The sequence below is a fragment of the Absicoccus sp. genome (assembly GCF_034090965.1).
Classification (GTDB): Bacteria; Bacillota_I; Bacilli_A; order Erysipelotrichales; family Erysipelotrichaceae; genus Absicoccus; species Absicoccus intestinalis.
This window is the reverse complement of the sequence record NZ_JAXDRQ010000023.1, coordinates 56,773-73,234: the sequence shown is the minus strand read 5'-3', so window position 1 is coordinate 73,234 and position 16,462 is coordinate 56,773. Positions and strand designations below refer to the sequence as shown.

The 16,462-nt window shown below is 37.8% G+C and carries 17 protein-coding genes; 3 read left to right on the top strand and 14 right to left on the bottom strand.

Going from position 1 to position 16,462, the window contains the following annotated elements:
- On the top strand, positions 1 to 423 hold a 423-nt coding region (locus SOS22_RS03555; protein WP_320596328.1), incomplete at its 5' end, for a hypothetical protein.
- 267 nt (positions 424 to 690) lie between these two features.
- On the opposite strand, the gene SOS22_RS03550 is transcribed toward SOS22_RS03555, so the two are convergent.
- The 4 genes from SOS22_RS03550 to SOS22_RS03535 form a co-directional block, all read right to left on the bottom strand.
- On the bottom strand, positions 691 to 1,425 hold the full coding sequence (locus tag SOS22_RS03550; protein WP_320596327.1) for an alpha/beta fold hydrolase: 735 nt from the start codon (positions 1,423 to 1,425) through the stop codon (positions 691 to 693).
- Between the two features lie 37 nt (positions 1,426 to 1,462).
- The gene (locus tag SOS22_RS03545; RefSeq protein WP_320596326.1) at positions 1,463 to 1,960 is read right to left on the bottom strand and encodes a nitroreductase family protein; all 498 of its coding nucleotides are present in this window, start codon (positions 1,958 to 1,960) and stop codon (positions 1,463 to 1,465) included.
- Positions 1,961 to 1,982: 22 nt separating this feature from the next.
- A complete protein-coding gene (locus SOS22_RS03540; RefSeq protein ID WP_320596325.1) occupies positions 1,983 to 2,837 on the bottom strand; it encodes a pirin family protein in 855 nt (284 codons plus the stop codon).
- 100 nt (positions 2,838 to 2,937) lie between these two features.
- Positions 2,938 to 3,789 carry a DegV family protein gene (locus tag SOS22_RS03535; RefSeq protein WP_320596324.1) on the bottom strand — a complete coding sequence of 284 codons (852 nt, stop codon included), beginning with the start codon at positions 3,787 to 3,789 and terminating at the stop codon, positions 2,938 to 2,940.
- Between the two features lie 107 nt (positions 3,790 to 3,896).
- On the opposite strand from SOS22_RS03535, the gene SOS22_RS03530 reads away from it, so the two are divergent.
- Complete coding sequence (locus SOS22_RS03530) at positions 3,897 to 4,448, top strand: DUF1836 domain-containing protein (RefSeq protein WP_320325059.1); 552 nt, start codon at positions 3,897 to 3,899, stop codon at positions 4,446 to 4,448.
- 13 nt (positions 4,449 to 4,461) lie between these two features.
- On the opposite strand, the gene SOS22_RS03525 is transcribed toward SOS22_RS03530, so the two are convergent.
- Together SOS22_RS03525 and SOS22_RS03520 are read right to left on the bottom strand one after the other, a co-directional pair.
- A complete protein-coding gene (locus tag SOS22_RS03525) occupies positions 4,462 to 5,217 on the bottom strand; it encodes a type 1 glutamine amidotransferase (RefSeq protein WP_320325058.1) in 756 nt (251 codons plus the stop codon).
- 4 nt (positions 5,218 to 5,221) lie between these two features.
- On the bottom strand, positions 5,222 to 6,535 hold the full coding sequence (locus tag SOS22_RS03520; protein WP_320596323.1) for a Mur ligase family protein: 1,314 nt from the start codon (positions 6,533 to 6,535) through the stop codon (positions 5,222 to 5,224).
- A 99-nt stretch (positions 6,536 to 6,634) separates the two neighbouring features.
- Between SOS22_RS03520 and purB the strand changes: the two genes are divergently transcribed.
- The gene (purB, locus tag SOS22_RS03515; RefSeq protein ID WP_320596322.1) at positions 6,635 to 8,071 is read left to right on the top strand and encodes an adenylosuccinate lyase; all 1,437 of its coding nucleotides are present in this window, start codon (positions 6,635 to 6,637) and stop codon (positions 8,069 to 8,071) included.
- A gap of 24 nt (positions 8,072 to 8,095) precedes the next feature.
- Here the strand turns inward: purB and SOS22_RS03510 are convergent, their stop codons facing one another.
- From SOS22_RS03510 to SOS22_RS03475, 8 genes are read right to left on the bottom strand one after another with little or no spacing between them, the layout of a single operon-like run.
- Positions 8,096 to 8,734 carry a M48 family metallopeptidase gene (locus SOS22_RS03510; protein ID WP_320596321.1) on the bottom strand — a complete coding sequence of 213 codons (639 nt, stop codon included), beginning with the start codon at positions 8,732 to 8,734 and terminating at the stop codon, positions 8,096 to 8,098.
- Entirely contained in the window at positions 8,734 to 9,567 is an 834-nt protein-coding gene (locus SOS22_RS03505; protein ID WP_320325054.1) for an Mrp/NBP35 family ATP-binding protein, read from the bottom strand. Before SOS22_RS03505 ends, SOS22_RS03510 begins: the two co-directional genes overlap by 1 nt.
- 1 nt (position 9,568) lies before the next feature.
- Positions 9,569 to 10,474 (bottom strand): tyrosine-type recombinase/integrase, encoded by a 906-nt coding sequence (locus tag SOS22_RS03500; protein ID WP_320596320.1) that lies wholly within the window; start codon positions 10,472 to 10,474, stop codon positions 9,569 to 9,571.
- A gap of 44 nt (positions 10,475 to 10,518) precedes the next feature.
- On the bottom strand, positions 10,519 to 11,166 hold the full coding sequence (locus tag SOS22_RS03495) for a tRNA1(Val) (adenine(37)-N6)-methyltransferase (RefSeq protein ID WP_320596319.1): 648 nt from the start codon (positions 11,164 to 11,166) through the stop codon (positions 10,519 to 10,521).
- On the bottom strand, positions 11,159 to 12,331 hold the full coding sequence (gene dinB, locus SOS22_RS03490; protein ID WP_320596318.1) for a DNA polymerase IV: 1,173 nt from the start codon (positions 12,329 to 12,331) through the stop codon (positions 11,159 to 11,161). Before dinB ends, SOS22_RS03495 begins: the two co-directional genes overlap by 8 nt.
- Positions 12,324 to 13,961: a DNA repair protein RecN gene (locus SOS22_RS03485; protein ID WP_320596317.1), complete on the bottom strand. Its 1,638-nt coding sequence runs from the start codon at positions 13,959 to 13,961 to the stop codon at positions 12,324 to 12,326. Before SOS22_RS03485 ends, dinB begins: the two co-directional genes overlap by 8 nt.
- On the bottom strand, positions 13,958 to 14,680 hold the full coding sequence (locus SOS22_RS03480) for a TlyA family RNA methyltransferase (protein ID WP_320596316.1): 723 nt from the start codon (positions 14,678 to 14,680) through the stop codon (positions 13,958 to 13,960). The genes SOS22_RS03485 and SOS22_RS03480 overlap by 4 nt, the downstream gene beginning before the upstream one ends.
- Positions 14,667 to 16,460 (bottom strand): 1-deoxy-D-xylulose-5-phosphate synthase N-terminal domain-containing protein, encoded by a 1,794-nt coding sequence (locus SOS22_RS03475; RefSeq protein WP_320325048.1) that lies wholly within the window; start codon positions 16,458 to 16,460, stop codon positions 14,667 to 14,669. The genes SOS22_RS03480 and SOS22_RS03475 overlap by 14 nt, the downstream gene beginning before the upstream one ends.
- Positions 16,461 to 16,462 lie beyond the last annotated feature (2 nt).

The window sequence follows — 16,462 nt, the reverse complement described above, 5'->3', positions numbered from 1 at the left end:
GATTGCGATTATATCCGTAAGGTCAACGACAAACATTTTAGACATATGAAGAGCCAATTAGATCTTATGGTACAGCAGCAAATCGAACAGCAGGAAGATCAAAAGATCATTGATGCAGCGAAAGGAATATCCAATCAAAATTATGAACCCGAAGATATTTCATCCCTTGATCCAATGCATGAAGCAAAGATCACTGCCGAGGTTATCGAGATGGTCCATCGAATGTTTCCTCAATTTGATTCCGATTCAATAGGTGATGCCACAAAACAGGTGATTGAAAGGGATCAAGACCATAAGTTGCGTACTTATGAGATTGCACAGCAAACGCTCGATATCCTGCAGCACAAACCGGTGAAAAAGAAACGTCGTACAAGTAAAAAGAAACCAACATCAAAAGACATCACTGCTTATCTTGATCTATAGAATCAATTTTTTAACGAAGAAGTATTTCTATTTCTTCGTTTTTATTTCTTTACTTTATCTTTTGCGTTAATTAGTTGTAGTAAGAAAAGTAGAATATTTTCATAAATGTGTTAGCTAGTTGGTAAATGTGGTAACTAGTTGTATCAAAACAAAAACATTTAGTAATAGGATCAATTTTTGAACCTGTTACTTCGCATAATATATATTATGTAACAAAATAGATTTCTATAAAAATTGAAAAAAAGAAGCAATTCAATGCTTCTTCATTTAATTTGCGATATGCATGAGTTTTATTGCTTCTTCGACAGTTTCGTGTTGTTGTTTTGCTGGTGATATGGTAGCTTTTCCGTCTTTATTTTGTAAACCATAGGATCCAAATTGTGAGTGATTTCCACCTTTAATGATTTTTACAACAGTATTTTCAGGAAGATCATGACGATATTTGTGCCAATGACCATGATTCATGATATGATCATGGCTACCATAAATTGCTAAACAAGATAAATTTGTATCCGTCAAATCTTGGGTACTATAGGCACCTAATAACAAGAGCCCTTTCAGATTCTTTGGATGTTGGTCTGCATATTTAGCTGCCATGGCACCACCCAGAGAATGTCCACCAATATACCAATTCGAGATATTTTTTGTTGTTTGTATATAGGAATCGGCAGCATTGACATCAAATACAGCTAAATTCAACGGCATCTTTACCAATACACAATAAATGCCTTTTTTGGCAAAATCTTGCATCAATGGTGCGTATGCTTGGTATTCTACTTTGCCACCTGGATAAAAAATAAGACCAGTATTCGTTCTCTTATTTGGCTGAAAAAGAGTCGCGGATCGTTCTTCTTTTACGATGACAGCTGCTGTTGAATGCAATGCACTTTTTGCTGTGGAATCCATCGAATATCCATCTTGGATGTAAAAAATGGATCCAAGAATAACAAATACAATACACACTACAAAAATTCGTTTCAATATTCTTTTTTTGTTTTTCATAGGATTTATTATATATTAAAATAATAAAAATTTCAGTTTATCGAATAAAATGGATTCGATCGATATCAAAACGATCTTGTTGCGGATGCTGTTGTGCTGGATAGCCAATTGGAATCAATGCAAAAGCATGCAAGTTATCCTTTAAATCAAGGATCGAATCTACCTTTTTGATTCGATCTGCCAATGGCGCAATGCCAAGCCAAACACCTCCAAGACCTAATTCAGTAATTTCTAAAAGGATGTTTTCCGTTGCAATTGCCATATCGATTTCACCCATTTGTGGGAATATCAATCCATTGGTTCGTAAACATGGAACAAGGACAACGGGTGCTTGTGCAGCACATCCTGCATAGGCACTACACTGAGATACTTCTTGAATCGTTTTTGGATTGGTAATCACATAAAATTCCCATGGTTGTTGATTTCCAGCTGATGGAGCTGCCATGGCGGCTCGTAAGATTTTTTCAATTTTTTCTTCTTCTACTGGCTTATTTTGAAATTGTCGAACACTGGTTCGTTGAAAAATGGCATTCATTGTTTTTTCTCCTTCTAGCTCATTACTTATTTTCATAAGTGGCAACTTCTTTAATAAAATTGCCGGTATTTAATTCATTGAAAGCTTCATACAACTCATGTTGTGTATTCATTACAATAGGGCCATACCAAGCTACAGGCTCTTTTAATCGATTAGAGCACATGAAAATAATTTCAATAGGATCTTCGTAAGATTGAATGGAAACGGTATCACCTGCACCCAGTTTTGCAGCTGTTTTGGCAGCAATGGGTGTTCCACTAACAATGGCATTGCCTTCTAAAGTGAAAACCATAGCTGATTTATTGGAGCCTGGCACATCGAATGCAAAAGATTGATTCGGTTCAAGTAAAATATCATAGAAATCCAAAGGAAGATATCTTCCTTGTATACCTTTATGATTTTTATATTTTCCTGCAAGTAACCGTAATTTTCCATATCCCAAATCAAATTCTTGTATCTCGCGTTGGATGACGCCATGATAATAGGGCTTAGCTGTTAATTTATCCTTTGCAGGAAGATTCAACCAAAGTTGCAAACCTAACAAACGTTCAGATGGTTGTGGCATTTCAGAATGAAAGGCACCGGATCCAGCTGTAAGCCATTGAGCTTCTCCATCATGTATAGAAGCCTTTGTACCAAGATGATCTTCATGAAGGATACATCCTTTTGAAAGAAAGGTGAAAGTTTCGATACCACGGTGAGGATGCATGGGAAATCCTTTGATATAATCATTTGGATCAGTGGAATCAAATGCATCCAACATTAAGAAGGGATCGTACGCATCCACCGTTTCATTACCTAATACACGGACAAGCTGTACCCCAGCACCATCTTGTGTGCGATATCCTTGTACTTGTTTTTCTACTTTACGTAACATAATAAATACCTCTCAATCGAATTAAGATGAAATCAATATATCGAAAACAAGTTAGATAAACAAATCATACGCTCAAAAAAAAAGAGCTTCCTAAGAAACTCTATTCATTAATGATATGAATGGCTTGGAAGGCAATGCAACCAGGACCTCCTTGACAAATATAGGCAGGACTCATTGGCAAAATAACAACCTTTGCATGTTCAAAACGTTTTTGTATCATTTGCATTGCTTTATTGGCCCATTCTTCATTATGTGCATGTGCTAGACAGAACGTATATTCATTGGTTACTCCATCTTTTTCAAAAGTATCCAACATATTTTTTAATGCTTTGGTATACGTACGAACAATGCCGAATTTTTCTAACTTTGTACATGTATCATTGGCTCGAATGATCGGGATCAATTTCAATAATCCACCTAATATGCCCGAGGCATTGGATAAACGTCCACCACGAACTAAAAAATCAAAATCCACAGGAATCATAAAGTTTTCTGAAGTAGGAATAGATTGTTCTAACATCGATAGGATTTGTTCTTTACTAGCACCAGAAGCCGCCATTTGTTGTGCATGGTTGACTAAAACATATTGTGGCACACATAAAGTACGTGCATTCACGACCGACACTTTGGTTGGATCCTTACAAGACGCTTTGGCAACTAAGGCGGATGAATAGGTTCCGCTTAAACCATCTGCCATCGTGATATCAATGATCTCATCGCCTTCGGCAATGATTTGATCATATATATCCGTTTTCTCGCCAATGGATGGTTGTGAAGTGGAAGGTACACCACCATCTTTGATCATCCGTAACAGTTGGACGTCGGTGATTTGATCAAAATCACGATAACTATGACCATTGATCGTGATCATCAAAGGAGCTACATATATACCATGTTGTTTTCCTTGTGCTGGTGACATTTGACACGCACTGTCTGTTACAATTTTTATCATAAAACTATCCTCGTAATCCTATTGTAGCCTAACTGTTTTATATAGTCAATAAATCTAGTTCTTAAAACTACATTGTAACGTTTTTTATATTATGATAAACTATCTCTATGGAAATAGCACAAATTAAAAAAGAACTCGACACTTTTCAATGTCCAAAATGGGAGCAATTACCCGATTTTGATGTATATATGGATCAAGTGATTTTCTTTATCAACGATCGATTATCACCTTTATTTTTTTTAGAAGATAAACCCGATAAAGTTATTACTTCCAATATGGTCAATAATTATGTGAAAAACAGTATCGTTCATCCGCCTATCAAGAAACACTATAAACAATATCATTTGGCATACTTAATTGCGGTTTGCATTTTAAAAAAATGCTATTCATTGACCGAAATTCAAACCATGATTGAAATTGTCCGACGGCTAGAACCGGATGATACAACAAATAGTATTGCGACTGTCTATAATTCTTTTAGCGATTGTTTTGACCATTATCTACATCAAGTTCTCCAATTTGGCATGATCAAGAATGAATTTCAACCCACCCGTATGAATGACGAAACCCAACTCATGATTTCTGTCATTAAAACCGTTGTTTATAAGATGTTTAGTGAACTGGAAATTTTGACATTTGAAAACGCAGAAGCAAAATAATGCCCTGCGTTTTTTAGTTATCATCTTCAATATGCATTCGTGTGAGCAAGACCTCACGAGCCGCTTGATCGTATGGATTTGTCAGTGGTGAAAGATCTTTTAACTGTAAATCCGGATTTCTTTTTTTCAATGCTTTATAGATCACAAAATCAGCTACATCCGGATTTTTTGGCAACAAAGGTCCATGTAAATAGGTACCTAAAACTTTACCATCATAGAATCCCTCAAAGCCAGCATCAAAGGCATTCCCACAACCTGATAGGACCTTGCCCAAAGGTTTGGTTACACCTAAAGTCTGACCACCATGATTTTCAAACCCAATGATCTTGGTGTGCATTTCATCCAATTGTGCATCGATCACGATATTGCCAATGCAACGAGATCCCATTTTTCCCGTATCCGTATAATAAGGATAAAAACCAAGACCGGCAATTTTTTTACCATCTGCTGCAATATAATATTGACCAAACAATTGATAGCCACCACAAATCAATAAAATAAACGTATGTTCATCCATGGCCTTTTGGATGTTTTCTTTTCGTTGCAACAAATCAGGAATCAAAGAAATTTGTTCCTTGTCGGCACCGCCACCCAAAAAAATCAAATCATAATTGGAAAGATCATCTTTTTGGCCAATGCCACATGTATGCAAATCAAAACCAATATGACGATCCAGGCACCGCTTCTTTAAGGTCATGATGTTTCCTTTATCACCATAGAGATCCATGATGTCATGATACATCCAACAAACTTTCAGTACTTGTTCCATAGACTTATTCCATCTCCTTTACGATGGCTCCACGAGCGGGTAATAGAGCTGTATAGGTTGCGACCACATAAGTGCGATCAATATCTATAAAAGCTTGATGAATCGCATCTTGGAGCTGTGTGATCACTCGAATGGATCCTTGATAGCCTCCATAATAAATTCGTAAAGCCATATCATTGGCACGTAAACCGGTACATACAATTTCTTTGGTTTCATCCGTTATGATCTTTTCAAAAAAAGTATCATAGATCCAAGAAACATCCGTACCATCTTGTTCCCGATCGTTTAAGACGATGCAAACTTTTTTAGGCTTCGTATCTCTTTCAATGACTTTCATGACTTCATTGGCGCCCGTTGGATTTTTTACCAAATTCAAGATACAAAGATGGCCATTTTTTTCAAATTTTTCATTTCTTCCCTTTGGTTGTGGTGCATGAGCAAATACACGCTTGGCCACATCCACTGAAATACCGCAAACTTTAGCTACGGCTAAGATAGCGGCACAATTATACATGGAATACATACCTTCATAAGGAGAATGAAAAGCCGTTCCATCACAAGTAAAAGTTTCTTTTTCTAAATCAATATCTTGCAGTTTGATATCCAATGGAGGTGTTTGAAAATCACATGAACTACAATGAAATTTACCAATATGCGAATATTGATAATATTCATAGTCTAATTTCTGGCCACAAAGAGGACAGAACTTCCCTTCACTTGCTTCATTGGTATGATCGACGCTATAGATATTTTTATCCATACCAAAATAGGTAGCATGTGCTTTTGGAGCTTTATATGATAGACGAACGACATTGGGATCATTGCCATTCAAGATCAATTCACCTGTGTAATTCGGTAATACCTTTTCGATGGAAAGAATCAATTGCTCCATTTCTTTGGCTCGATCCAATTGATCCCGGAAAAAATTTGTGACCACTAAACCCGTTACAGGAAGATAGGGCAAAATATGACGGATATTTAATTCATCCACTTCCAAGACCATGGCATTGGCATTCACGTTTCCTGATAAAGAACTATGCGTTAATAAAGTAGTCGTGATTCCTGCTTTCAGGTTGTCCCCTTTACGATTGGAAATGACATCATATCCCGCATCGACCAGAAGATCGGTGATCATGTTGGCTGTGCTTGTTTTTCCATTCGTACCTGTTACTAAGAGGACCGGACCGTTGATTTTCAGTTTTGATAATATATTTTGATCAAATTTCAATCCGATTTCACCAGGCATAGAACCACCATGGCCAATCAGATGCAATAAAGATGAACTAACTTTGGTTGCTAAAATAGAAAGATGCTTCATACGGCTTCTCCTTTTATCCGTTCCTAATTATACACGAAATTAAATTGAATTGGTATTTGTACTCACGTATAATAAAAGTATTGTAATGGAGGAAAACAAATGGCACAAACTGCATATTATCAATCCCCTTTGTCGCAACGATATGCGTCCAAAGAAATGCAAGCATTATTTTCAAATGATAAAAAATTTCGCACCTGGAGACGACTTTGGATTGCTTTAGCACAATCCGAACAAGAATTAGGTCTAGATATCACGGATGAACAAATTGATGAATTGATTGCACACAAAGACGATATCAATTATGATGTTGCTCAAGCCCGTGAAAAAATTGTTCGTCATGATGTGATGAGCCATGTATATGCCTATGGTGTACAATGTCCAAAAGCCAAAGGTATCATTCATTTAGGTGCTACTAGCTGTTATGTAGGTGATAATACCGATTTGATCATCATGCATGAAGCATTGGAACTGGTCCAAAAAAAGATTGTTAATGTATTGGCCCAACTCAAAAAGTTCGCTTTGGAATATAAAGATATGCCATGCCTAGCTTTTACTCATTTTCAACCCGCACAACCGACGACCATTGGCAAACGAGCATCCCTATGGGCCCAAGATCTTTATATGGACTATATCGAAATTGAACATTTATTGGAAAATAAAAAGTTATTAGGCTGCAAAGGAACAACTGGAACACAAGCCAGTTTCATGGAATTATTCAATAACGATACGGAAAAGGTCAAAGCATTGGATAAGAAAATCTGTGAAAAATTAGGATATGACAACTATTTCCCAGTTTCAGGACAAACCTATACCCGAAAATACGATACCCAAGTGATCAATGCATTGGTGGGTATTGCACAAAGTGCTCATAAATTTTCTAATGATATTCGTTTACTGCAACATATGAAAGAAGTAGAAGAACCATTTGAAAAAGGTCAGATTGGTTCCAGTGCCATGGCTTATAAGCGCAATCCAATGCGATCGGAACGCATGGGTTCTTTAGCTCGTTATGTGATTGCTGATTCGTTGAATCCAGCCATGACAGCCAGTGAACAATGGTTTGAAAGAACTCTTGATGATTCTGCCAACAAACGAATTAGTATTGCTGAAGCCTTCCTCGCAACCGATGGGATCTTAGATTTGTATTTAAATATTACCGATGGTATGGTTGTGTATCCAAAAGTGGTAGAAGCCGACCTCTTAAAGGAATTGCCATTCATGGCAACGGAAAATATCATGATGGATGCGGTGAAAGCCGGTGGAGATCGTCAAGAATTACATGAATTGATTCGTGAACATTCAATGGCGGCTGGAAAAGTTGTCAAAGAAGAAGGAAAACCCAACGATTTGATTGATCGTATCGCGAAGGATCCAAAATTTGGCATGACCAAAGAACAAATCGAATCGCATATGGAACCCATCCATTATGTTGGTCGTTCGGTTCAACAAACCGAAGAATTCTTTGCTGATTATATTGATCCAATCTTAGACAAACATAGCGATGAATTAGGTATTGAAGCACAAATCAATGTATAAAAAAGTGGATGACCAAAAAAATGGTCATCCTTTTTGTTCGAATATAGGGATGGAACGATGAATCAAATGTTTATGAACTTTCCAATAATTTGGCATCCATTCTAGGACTTCCTGATAAAAAGCCTGTGAATGATTTGGATATTTCATATGGCATAATTCATGAACCAAAACCGAATCCACTTCTTCCCAATCTACAAATAGTAACTTTGTATTGATTGCGATCGATCCTGTATCTTTTCGACAACTGCCCCATTTCGATGCATAATATCCATAACGAACCATCAATCCTGTATACCCCATAGCTTGTTCCCACTGACGAAAACGAGGTGTAATTTGTTTTTGTGCCAACGCCTTTAATAAGGCTTGCCAATGTTTTTCATTGCCATTAATCGTAATGGTTTCTTCTTCCGAATCGATAGCACAAACATTCCCTTCCATTACAGTGTAGGGTCTTTCTAAAAGAAATAAAGTCATGCCTGGATGAATACGAGGTATAGCATCATATGCAACCAAGTGTTTTTGGATCCATTGCCTATGATCTTGAACAAAAGCATCCACAAAATCCTTTGACGTTTGGGTTGGACTTGTTACAATGATCTGTCCTTCTTTGATTCGTATCGAAACATTCTTATACCGTTTGTTTTTGATCCACTGATATTCCATTATTGCAGATCATCACTCATTCTTTGTGCAATTTCTTTCATCAATTCCATTGTCTTTTCTTGTTGCTCTAAAGTATAACTTTGATCATATCTATTGATATCACGTAATAGATCCACTTGTGGCAACATACCATAACAAGGTACTTTGATCTTGTTCAAGAAGGCATCCAATTCTTCTTTATTGTAAAAATCAATGTGTTCATGGCAATTCGGACATTCCAAATACGCCATATTTTCAATGAGACCCAAGACAGGGATATCCATCTTTTCACACATATGGATAGCTTTTTCAACAATCATGGAAACCATTGGTTGTGGTGTAGATACCATCACAACACCTTTTAAAGGCAAAGATTGCATGATCGTTAAGGCAACATCTCCCGTTCCTGGAGGCATATCGATCAATAAAACATCCAGATCTTCCCATAGAACATCGGTATAAAATTGTTTGACAACATTACCCACGATCGGACCTCGCCAAATAACGGGTTCACTTTCATTTTCTACCATGAAATTTAAAGACATTAATTTGATGTCATCGACAACTACCGGTAAGATTTCATTCTCTTTGGTGCCATATGCATGCTGATCTTCAACCCCCATTAAACGAGGAATGCTAGGCCCTGTGATATCGGCATCCATGATACCCACTTTTTTTCCTTGAGCAGCCAATGATTTAGCTAAAAGGACCGTCATGGTCGATTTACCAACACCACCCTTACCACTCATTACGGCAACGACATCTTTGATATGATTTTTTGAATTCGTTTCTACGCCACAAGTACTTGCATCCTTACTGCAATTTCCTGCATTTGGACAACCTTCACAAGACATACTATTTTTCCTCCTCTTTCTTATCCGTCCATAAAAAATATGAATCATATGCTTTTTTTAAGCGATCCGATTGAATATGTGTATATATTTGCGTTGTTTGAATATCACTATGACCTAATAATTCTTGTACGATCCTAAGATCGGCATGTCCATCCAACAAATGGGTCGCAAAACTATGCCGAAAACTATGGGCCGAGATCCGTGGATCCAAATCCAACGCATTGACTTTTTCTTTGATTAAATGATGCACATATTGACGTGTACAAGGATGACCCAATCGATTCACAAACAATTGGGGGATATGTTTTTTATCCCAATCGGATCGGACCAAACGCATATATTCTGCAATTTGTTCACAACAAGCCAAAGCCATCGGGATCATTCTTTCTTTTTCACCCTTCCCTTTGACTTTGATGATTTGTTGACACAGATGCACATCATTGCATCGCAGATCACATAATTCACTCACACGAAGCCCACAAGAGTACAAAACCACTAAAATGGTCTTATGATAAATATCTTGATTGGAAGAACCAAAAGACGCAAATAACTTTTTCAAATCAGCAATCGAACAATACACCGGTAAATGTCGATTGTTGTTGATGCCACGCAAACTTGTTGTTGGATCTTTATATTCCGGATGATTCAAACAAGTAAATTTATGAAAGGAATGCAATGTCGCAATCATTTGATTGACACTACTTGCCACATGATCTTCCGCATACTGATTTAAAAAAGAATCAATCTGCCATATTGTAATATCTTCAACATTGACAATCGCTTCGTTTTCTAGAAATGTTTCATAGACCAACAAGTTATGTTGATACGCATCCATCGTCATTGCACTTTTTTGAGCGACGACCCTACCATTGATCAAGTAATCATCGATTGCCTCTTTTAGCTTCATGACTGTATTTTAACACGCTTCTTAGATGATGACCAATCATATACCTAGATGAAATAAGGAGGCAAAACCACACAATCACAATGCCCCTCCTTGATGGCTTCAATACAAAGGGTCTTCGCTATGTGTTTGTCTTTTGTATAGGCAATTTGCAGATGTTTGATACAAAAATGATGGGCCAACAAGCATTGCACGATTTCATTGAACCGGTTGCAACGATGCACAAAATAAAAACGCCCATTGCTCTTTAAGAGCCGATTCGCATTTTCTATCAATTCAGCCAGCGTCAGATTTTTTTCAATACGCCCCATTTGACGACGATTCATTTTTACCTGTGGATTGGTCGCTTCATCCTGAAAATAAGGAGGATTGGATAGAATGACATCTACCGGATCCAATTGGACATCTTGTATGCGTTGATTTAAGATCGTGGTGGGATGCGAAAAAAAAGTATCGGCATTCCATTGAGCCAATTGCGCAGCTTCTTCTAACACTTCGACACCAATCATGGACTGGATAGGATATTGATCCGCTGCCAATAATAAAACCCCATTATTCGTACCAATATCTAAAACAACCTCATTTTTTCTCAGTTCCATAAAGCGAGCCAAAAATTTAGTATCGGTATTGAAACAAAAGCCATCTGGATCTTGATATAAAACCAGGTCTTTGGTCAAAAAATAATCCTTACGCATCTTTTTTCCCCTTTAATAAATCACTCGCCTTGATCAAATGAATACCCTGTATTTGTCGGTTCAATTGGGATAAGATCATATCCGTTGTTTCTTTGGGTTGTTCAAACATGGTGGGCTGGACAATGATCTCTTTGGCATCTTTTAAAGATCCCATATGAATCGCTAAATGACGATAACCAAGATCTTCTTCAAAATTTTGATCAATCAAATTACGAATGGCTTCAAACATGATATTGGCATGATTTGTATATTCCCGAAACGTTTGAGAACGAACAATATTATGAAAATGAATATCTCGCATCGTTAAGGAAATCAATTTACCCATATAATTTTCTTTCGTCATTTTTTGCGACAACGCAAATGTTAAGTGTCGCGCTTGCGATAATACCTCATCGATCGTATAAAGATCATTTTCAAAAGTTTCTGAAATTGAAATACTTTTGTGCGTGGTAGAATAGGACAAACGATTACTGCTCTTTCCTCGAGCTTTTTGAATCAATGAATAACTGCTTGGACCCAATAAATGCAAGATCTTGTTTTCATTATCGATATTGGCAAAATCACCAATGGTATGAATACCGATAGCTTGTAATTTTGGAACCGAACGCTTGCCAATGCCAACCATGGATTCAATGGGTAAAGGCCAAAGCTTTTGTTCCAATTCCGCTTTTCGTAAAACCGTGATACCATGTGGTTTTCGCATATCACTTGCCATTTTTGCCAGGAATTTAGTTGGTGCTACCCCAATCGAGACATGAAGACCCGTTTCTTCATACACACCCTGTTGAATTTGAAACGCAAGATCCAAAGGGCGCGGATAATTTCGGATGATGTCTGTCACATCCATAAAACATTCATCGATACTGGCAGGTTCAATGGCTCGTGTATAGGTATATAAATAATGAAAAAAAGCTTGACTACAAGATCGATAATAAGAATAATCCGATTCGATCAATTCAAGATCCGGGCATTTTCGTAAGGCTTCATAGACGGGCATGGCACTATGCACACCATAGTCTCTTGCCTGATAATTCGCCGTAGAAATGACGCCACGTCGTGATAAGGAACCAATCGCTACCGGTTTACCCTTTAATTCTGGATGACGATTTTCTTCGCAAGACGCAAAAAAAGCGTTGATATCAATATGGAAGATGACTCTAGCCATGTGTCACACGCTCCTTTAATTCTTTGGCCGCTTGTAGTGCTGCCGGCGTTGGTTTTCCTGCACTCATGGTCGCTAATTCGATCAAACTTGCTTCGTCATCTAATTCATCGATGGAAGTCGAGGTTGAATCTTGCTGACTGTTTTTTCGCACACAATAATGCGTATCGGCCCAAGCCGCGACACTAGCCAAATGCGTAATGCACAAAACCTGATACGATTTGGAAATGGCATGCATTTTTTCACCCATCGCATATGCTACACGCCCGCTGACACCCGTATCAATTTCATCAAAAATAATGGTTTCAATGCCTTTTTGTGTTTGGAAAACAACCTTTAAAGCCAACATCAATCGACTAAGCTCTCCTCCAGATGCACTTTCTTTTAGAGGCACAAAGGGCTGACCTGGATTCATGGATACATAAAAAGCAATCGCATCAATGCCATCTTCGGCATAGGACTTCAGGTTTTGGCGAATTTGAAATTGACAATGCTCCAACATCAAATCTTGACAATGTAACATCACTTTTGATTCCAATTCTTTAAAACAAGCCTGTCGTTTTTGAGATAGCTTTTGGGCAAGCTCGACATATTTTTTTTCGGCTTTTTCTAGATCCATTTTACTTTGTTCCAATACCGTTTCCCGATGTAAGATTCGATCGATCTGCTGCTCCAATTCAAGCTTCTTTGCCATCAATGAATCATAGGAACCACCATAGCGTTGATACAAACCACGAATCGTATAGACACGTGCTTGCATATCATCTAAAGACAATGAATCATCTGAATTTTCGATCTGTTGGTGCAAAGCTTCTTTAATATCATCCAACTGATAATACATATCACGGATTTGATCGGCTTGTTTTTGGAACGCATCACTTTTCTGCAAAGATTTGAATACAGAATAAAGGCGATCTAAAATGCCTTGTTCTTCTTCCAAAGAACGTAAATTTTCTACATACATCTCTTGATTTCGTAATGCATCTTCCTTTTGTTTGATTTGAGTCAATAATTGATCCAATTCATCCGGTTGCACATCGGCTTCACAAATTGCATTGTATTGATGCGTCACAAAATCCAATTCATCATCCGATAAGGTTTCATTGACCAAAGATTCATACGTTATTTTTTGCTCTTTATATACAGCGTATGCCTTCGAAACTTCTTTTTTTAAGGCATCGGTTTTCGCATAACTATCCAACACGACCAATTGCATTTCTGGTTTTATTAATTGATAGGTATCCATTTGGGAATGAATATCGATCAATTGAGCCATCAAATGACGCACAAAACTCAACGTGGTCACTTGTTGATTGATACGAATGGTACTTTTTTGATTCGCCGAAATGGTTCGAGTAATGATCAATTCATCTTCCACTTCAAAATCATTTTCTTCTAAATAGAATCGGAGTTGTGGATCGGAACACGATAATACCATTTGTAAGGTGGCCTTTTCTTTTCCCTTACGAACAATATTGGATGTACAACGCTTGCCACAAAGATACCCGATTGCATCGATCAATAAACTTTTCCCTGCTCCGGTTTCTCCAGTAATCACACTCATGCCCTTCGAAAAATCAATCAAAGCATGATCGAATAAGATATAGTTTTTCACCATCAATTGTTCAATCATCTGGATCTCCTTTCTTGTGCATAAATGACATATTCCTGATTGCCAGAACGCCCCTGGATCGGACTTTTCATGACATGTACTTGTTGATAATATATTTGCAAAAATGCTTGTTTTTTATTTACAATCTGCAAAGCTAGTTTTTCATTTTTTAATACCCCATGTTTGTTTAATGCCTGAGGACCACATTCAAATTGAGGTTTGACCAACACCACCAGATGTTTGGGGATCATTTCCTTAAAAACATGTTCCAAAATGGTTTGACAGGAAATAAAACTCACATCCATACAAATAAAATCAATGGATTCATCAAACCAATCTGTTTTTAATTCACGGGCATTCTTCCCTTCCATCTTGATGACTCGTGGATCCATCGCTAATGTTGGATCCAGTTGTAAATGACCCACATCTAAGGCATATACTTTTTTGGCATCATGACGTAAACAAACATCTGTAAAACCACCGGTGCTTGCGCCAATATCGAGTACGACTTGATCATTAAGATCGATCGAAAAAGTATCAATGGCACCTAATAATTTATAAGCAGCTCGTGAGACAAATTCATGGCCATCATTCTTTATTACGACAGAATCCAGTTCAGAAACCAAATAACTTGATTTTTGGATCACTTTTCCATTGACTTCGACCAAGCCCTTTTTTATATGATCTTGTGCTTTGGTTCGTGAACCCAGCTCGATGGCACAGACCTTATCTAACCGCATGTTGCTCATGATCTATTTCCTTAAATAATGCATTGACCGAAATGTGTTCCTGGATCCGAATCGAACGTATGGAACCTTGCTGAATAAAGTGATCTTCGATACCGAGAATATGTATTGGGTTTCTTATTTTGGCGTATACTTGCATCACGACGGTCGATAAAGATCCTTTGGCATCGGGTTCAAAAATATAGATAGGTAGCTGCATCAAAAACATTTGTTTGAGGATCTTTTCATCGACCGGTTTAAAAAATCGAGCATTGATCACGATCATATCCCATTGATTTTCCTTTGCCTTGGAAAGAATACGATCAAACTCCGGACCATAAGTGATCACGATACATTTTGGATCCAGACCAATTTGAAATTGTGACCATGTACCAACGGATAATGCATGACAATTTTTTTCGGTTGGTTTATTGACGATTCCAAATGGATATCGAATGAAAAAAGGCTTTTGACTTCGTGAAGCCGTATATAATAGATCCAATGCTTCTTGACTATCTTTTGGTTGCGAAATCACAATATCAGGAATCGAAGAAAGAAGCTGAATATCATAGATTCCCTGTTGGACATCTCCTTTGCCATCGACAATACCCGCCTGGTCCACCCCGACAATAACTGGACTGTTCATATGGGCCAAATGAGCCTGAATGGTATCAATACATTGGCCAACATCTTTTGCTTGAATCTGTACAAATGGATGATATCCTTTTTTGGCGATACCAGCCGCCATGCCTAAGGCAAGGTTGGGACGCAAAGATAAGGAAGGATCGATCATGGATAATTTTGGGTTTTGTTTCTGTAAGAACGCAATACAACTTTGGATCCAGGTTTCCCAATCGCATTGGTCTTTCGAAACCAAGACTTTGGATTTTCCTGTATCTTGATGAAATGGCATGACTTCTTGCCAACCCTTTTGATCTTGGGCATACGGATATCCATAAGAAAGATGGGTTTGAATATGTACGACAATGGGGCGACTTGCCGCTTTGGCTGTTTGGAAAGCATTGATCAAAGCATGCATGTCATGACCATCGATGGGTCCAAGATAATCAAAGCCCATATTTTGGAATAAATTATCACTCAAAAGATTATCTTTGATATGATCTTTGACCGATCCAAAAGCGGTTGCTACGCCATTGCCAATACGATTGGAACGCAAGGTATCATTGACACTTTCTTTTGCTTTTCGATACGCTTTGCTCGAACGCAACGAAGACAATGTTTCTAAAATGCGATTTGCTTTTGGCTTTGTTTGGACCATTTCATTAAAGATGATGACCATGCCATGTTGTCCATAACCAATTTGATAGAGTGCTTCCAAACTCGATCCCGTAACAATACCTTTTGAATCAATGAAATCAATGATTTGGTATGTTTCTTTCGCCTTATCCCGTGCACAAGCCATGCCTAAGGCAATAGAAAGAGAGCTGCCCAGAGGCATGCTATTCCACGTATCATAGATACTTTCATCGGTGCAACAAAAGGTATTTAAACCCTTAGCTTGGCGATAGGTTGAAAAAGTCGTGGAACGACCGGTTAGAATTTTATGAGCTAAACATTGATGTCCACCATCAATCAATAGTTGATCATGAGGTGTTTGAAAAACAAAATGCAAGGCAACCATCGCATCCACAACACTCAAATTGTCCGCCAGATATCCGCCTTTTTGGGCAATCGTTTGAATGATGAAATCACGCATATCATCGGCTAATGTGGATAGTTGCTCTTCCGATAAATTCTTGATTTGTTCAGGTGTTTCAATGTCGTATAGACGCATAT